Annotated in this window: 2 protein-coding genes and 2 pseudogenes; 1 reads left to right on the top strand and 3 read right to left on the bottom strand. The window is 65.5% G+C overall.

Annotated elements, in window-relative coordinates:
• Positions 1–951 (top strand): NAD(P)/FAD-dependent oxidoreductase (locus ACO1BU_RS36140; protein ID WP_424140704.1); only part of this gene is annotated, 951 nt, incomplete at its 5' end.
• A 687-nt stretch (positions 952–1,638) separates the two neighbouring features.
• On the opposite strand, the gene ACO1BU_RS36135 is transcribed toward ACO1BU_RS36140, so the two are convergent.
• From ACO1BU_RS36135 to ACO1BU_RS36125, 3 genes and pseudogenes are all read right to left on the bottom strand, one after another.
• A complete protein-coding gene (locus tag ACO1BU_RS36135; RefSeq protein WP_424140703.1) occupies positions 1,639–2,805 on the bottom strand; it encodes an IS110 family RNA-guided transposase in 1,167 nt (388 codons plus the stop codon).
• Between the two features lie 251 nt (positions 2,806–3,056).
• A pseudogene (locus tag ACO1BU_RS36130) lies at positions 3,057–4,017 on the bottom strand (IS110 family RNA-guided transposase).
• Positions 4,018–4,119: 102 nt separating this feature from the next.
• A pseudogene (locus ACO1BU_RS36125) lies at positions 4,120–4,349 on the bottom strand (IS110-like element ISMno7 family transposase); the annotation flags it as partial.

Below are 4,349 nucleotides of genomic sequence, written 5' to 3'. Positions count from 1 at the left end.
CGCCCACAACCTCACCAAGCTCGCCAGGGCAGCAACAGGCTAACCCGCGCTGGAAGGGCGCGCCATGAGCGCCGCTCAACGCCCCCAAGCGTCAGCTCGAAATGGGGTTACCCGGACGGTCTCCTAGAGCATTCTCGCATCTTTCTCGGCCGGTTGCCGACGCTTGGTCGTGTCACGATCATCGGCGGCGGCTTCATCGGCCTGGAGATTGCCGGCCTCCTCCGAGAGAAGGGCGTGGCCGTCGATCTCGTTGAGATGGCCGATCGGCTGATGGCGCGGGCGGTCTCAAGGCCCGTCTCCGACTTCTTCCTGGAACTGCATCGCCGGATGGGTACGGAGGTGCACCTGCATTCGATGCTCGCCTCCGCTTACCACGGCCCTGAGGGAGTGGAGGTGCGCCTGTCCGACGGACGCCGGCTCCATTCTGACGCCGTGCTGTTGGCCGCCGGCGTCCTGCCGAATGTTGAGCTGGCGGCGGCAGCCGGCTTAGACGTGGACAACGGAATCCTGGTCGACGACTATCTTAGGACGTCGGATCCTGCGATTTCGGCGCTCGGAGATTGCGCGCAGTTCCCCTGCGTGTTCTGCGATGGGCAAGCCCGGCTTGAATCCGTCCAGAATGCGGTCGATCAGGCACGCTCCATCGCCAAACGCCTATGCGGACGCCCCACGCCCTACACCGACCTTCCCTGGTTCTGGAGTAATCAGGGCGCCGCACGCCTCCAGATCGCGGGACTGAGTACCGGCCACGACAGGACCGTCCTGCGGGGCGATCCAGAGAGAGGCAAGTTCTCAGTGTTTCTGTACCGGGGAGAGAAGCTTATCGCCGTCGAGTCGGTCAATGCGGCGGCGGAGCATCTAGCGGCGCGAAAACTCCTCGCAGAGGGATTATCTGTGCCGTGCGAACTTGCGGCGCAGCACGATGTGGACTTTCGGCACCTCGCCACCTAGTGGGTCACTTGCCTCGGACTGTGCCATACTGGCTGCTTCCGGATGACGAGGTGACCCATGTCACGGCGACAGGGGGATCCGTTCCGCCTACTGAGCGAAGCGGAGCGGACATTGCTCTCACGGCTGAGCCGGTCGCAGATTGCGCCGGCAGCGCAAGTTACTCGTGCCCGAGCCTTGCTGGCTGTGGCCAATGGTCAGAGCTACACGATGACGGCGCATCTGGTTGGACGCCGCAACGGGGAAACCGTTGCGCGCTGGATGGCAGGCTTCAATCGCGACGGGCTGACTGCGGTGGTGAACCGCCCCGTGTGTGGATGCCCCCATGAATGCAAGTAGAAACTCGATCTGGTAATGGCTGTGCAGTGAGGTGCGGTCGTGTGTCCGGCCTCACATGAGGGCGTATCCGTCAAGCGGCTTCATTGCGGAATGTTCGCTGGGTTTAAGTGCCATAGCGCGGTTCAAAACTCGTCCAAGGCGGAGCTCTCGTCAGTGCAGGGCTTCCCTGCAAACCTCACATCCGGCGGGACCACGTCCCCACCACTGTCCCGCATTCGGGACGGGAGAACTCCAGGAGGGCGCCACCACTCTATGGAACGGCGCTCACGCACCAGGCCGGACAACGGCGACGCCCCCTTGGATCCGTGTACCCAAGCCGCTCGGCGGCTCAGGCCAAACCTTCAGGACTGATCAGGACGTGGGCTTCATGGCCACGCCCTCCGGCACCACGCCCTGGGTTGCGAACCGCCAGAGAGCGATCAGCAGCTTGCGAGCCATAGCCACGACCATCACCTTGCGCATGCGGCTTCCCGTGCCGCCGACGCGCTCGCGAAACCACCTGACCTGGGCAGAGCCGGGTTGGTAGCGCTGCCAAAGCCAGGCCAATTCGATCATCACGGTCCGCAGTCGTCGGTTTCCAGCCTTGCCGATGCCTTGCTCGCGCTCTGTGCCGCCACTGCTGTAGGGCGTCGCGGTGAGACCCGCGTAGGAGCCGAGTGCTTTACCATTGGCGAACTCGCGCACGAACGCTTCGCGCACCAACACCGTGGCGCTCTGCACACCAATGCCGCGCAACTTGGCGAGCTGTTGGATCATTGCGTCAGCCCGGCCCGGTATCTCTTCAGCCAGTACCGCATCACGCTGCTGCTCCAACTCGGTGATCTGCGTGCGCACCAGATCCAAGCGGTCGAGCATACGGCTGATCTTGGCGCGGGCGTGTGGGGGTAGCGCGGTGCCCAGCGCTGTACGCAACTGCTCAAGACGCTGTCGGCAATTCCGCAGGAGCGGGTCGTAGTCACCCACACCCAAGGTCGCCAGCACGGCGCCGATGCGGTTGACAAGGGCAACACGCTCGGCGACGAGTTCCGCCCGTTCCCGAGTGCAGCGGCGGGCGTCCTCGTCGTCCTCGTCCGGGATCGGCACCATCGAGCACACCCGCGGCTCGCCGCGGAGCCAAGCCAACAACGTGCGTAGCAGCAACTCGGCATCGATTCCATCGGACTTGGCCCGCCGTGCCCGCCGGTCGACTGGGACACTCGATGGCTGGATGACGTGTGTCTCGATCCCGTGCATCGCCAACCAGCGTGCGAGCCAGAACCCCGACCAGCTCGCCTCGTAGGTGGCGACCACCCGCTCGACGTTCCGGCCCGCTCCCCTGGCCCGCTCCCGATAGCCCTGGATCGCTGCCAGCAATGCCTCGGCCGTGGGCTCGATGGTCCGCTTGGCTTTGACGCGCGGCAGACCAGGCACCTGGGCCGACAGAACCCAACTCTTGTTGCTCAGCTCGATTGCGAGCACGAGCGTACAGTCGTAATCAGGTGCAACGGGATGAGGGAGTGAACCAAGCACCTGCGTCATCGCTACGATCCTCCGGGCTTTGCTCGCCGGCGCACACTAGCCTACCCGCCGCCAGCCCTCATGGGATCTGTTGGCGCGGCCACTCCGTGCCGCTGGCCTGTATGGAGATGTGCGGATCGCGTCCCTATCGGGTTCGCGCGCTCGAAGCGCTCGGGGCGGTACAGGTTTATGCGATCCCGTCTCTTCGACTGCTGCCCTTACCTTCTCTCGGTCCTGCCTGCACTCCCCGGGGCACCGGCCCTGGCGGCTGATCAGGCCGCCAGGGGCGGATTCTGGTAGACCTCGCCGCGGACTGTCAGCGCCCAGATCGTCCGCGCCATCTTGTTGGCGAGTGCGACAACCACCAGCATGCGTGGCTTTCGCGCCATCATCCCCGCCAACCAGGAGCCCGCCGGCGCTCCCTTGCGGGCCGCCCAGCACACGACCGCCGAGGCGCCGACGATCAACAGGCGTCGGATGTCGCGCTGGCCCATTCTCGAAATGCTGCCCAGCCGCGCCTTGCCGCCGGTGGAGTGCTGCTTCGGCGTCAGGCCCGTCCAGGCGGCGAAGTCGCGCCCGCTGCGGAAATGGCGCATGTCGGGGCAGAAGGCCCTCACCGCCATGGCGCTGATCGCGCCGACGCCAGGGATCGTCATCAGTCTGGCCACCTCGGTGTCCTTGGGTGCTCGCGCCCGGATCTCCTTCTCCAACGCGTCGATGCGTGCGGTCTGTTCCTCGATCTGGGTCAGCATCATGCGGGCCAGCTCCCTGGCCATGTCAGGGATGGCCGTCGTCGTATCGTTGACTGCCGCAGCCAGTCTGTCGACCCGGGCGTGGCCCGCCGGCGCGACAATACCGAACTCGGCAAGATGGCCGCGTAGGGCGTTGACGGTCTGGGTGCGCTGACGGACCCAGAGGTCACGGGCGCGACGCCGCCTCCACAATGGCCTCGGCATCGGCAGCGTCGTTCTTCTGCCGCTTGACGAAGGGTTTGACATAGATCGGCGGCAGCAGCCTTACCTCGTGCCCAAGCGCGCTGATCTGGCGCCCCCAGTGATGGGCGCTGGCGCACGCCTCCATGGCGACAATGGCCGACGCTTGCTCAGCCAGGAAAGGCAGCAGCCGGTCACGCGGCAGCTTCTTGCGGAACACCACCGAGCCGTCGGCGCTGGCGCCGTGGAGCTGGAAATACCGCTTGGCCAGGTCGATACCGATAATGCGTACGACGCTCATGGAAGCCTCCCTGCGTGCTGACCTCTTGGCGAGGACAGTCTGGCACACTGTGATACCGCCGGGCGGGGGCATCCACTCCATCGGGTTTGTCGGCAACTGTAATCAGGTTGCGGCGTCGAGACGGTAGTCTGTTTCGCTGGCGACCATTGCGTTGAGCGTGACGAGGAGCTTGCGAGCCGTGGCGGTCAGGATGGCCTTCACCGGCTTGCCTGCGGCCTGCAGGCGGTTACGGAACTCGCGGAAGATGGCGGAGCGTCGGGACGCTTGAAGGGCTGCGAGGTAGAGAGCGGTGCGAACGAGGGCCCGACCGCCGGCGATTGAGCGTGCTCCGG

The sequence above is a fragment of the Roseomonas chloroacetimidivorans genome (assembly GCF_049629625.1).
Classification (GTDB): Bacteria; Pseudomonadota; Alphaproteobacteria; order Acetobacterales; family Acetobacteraceae; genus Roseomonas; species Roseomonas chloroacetimidivorans.
Note: the sequence above shows the minus strand (reverse complement) of the source record. Positions and strands in the feature narration are given on the sequence as shown.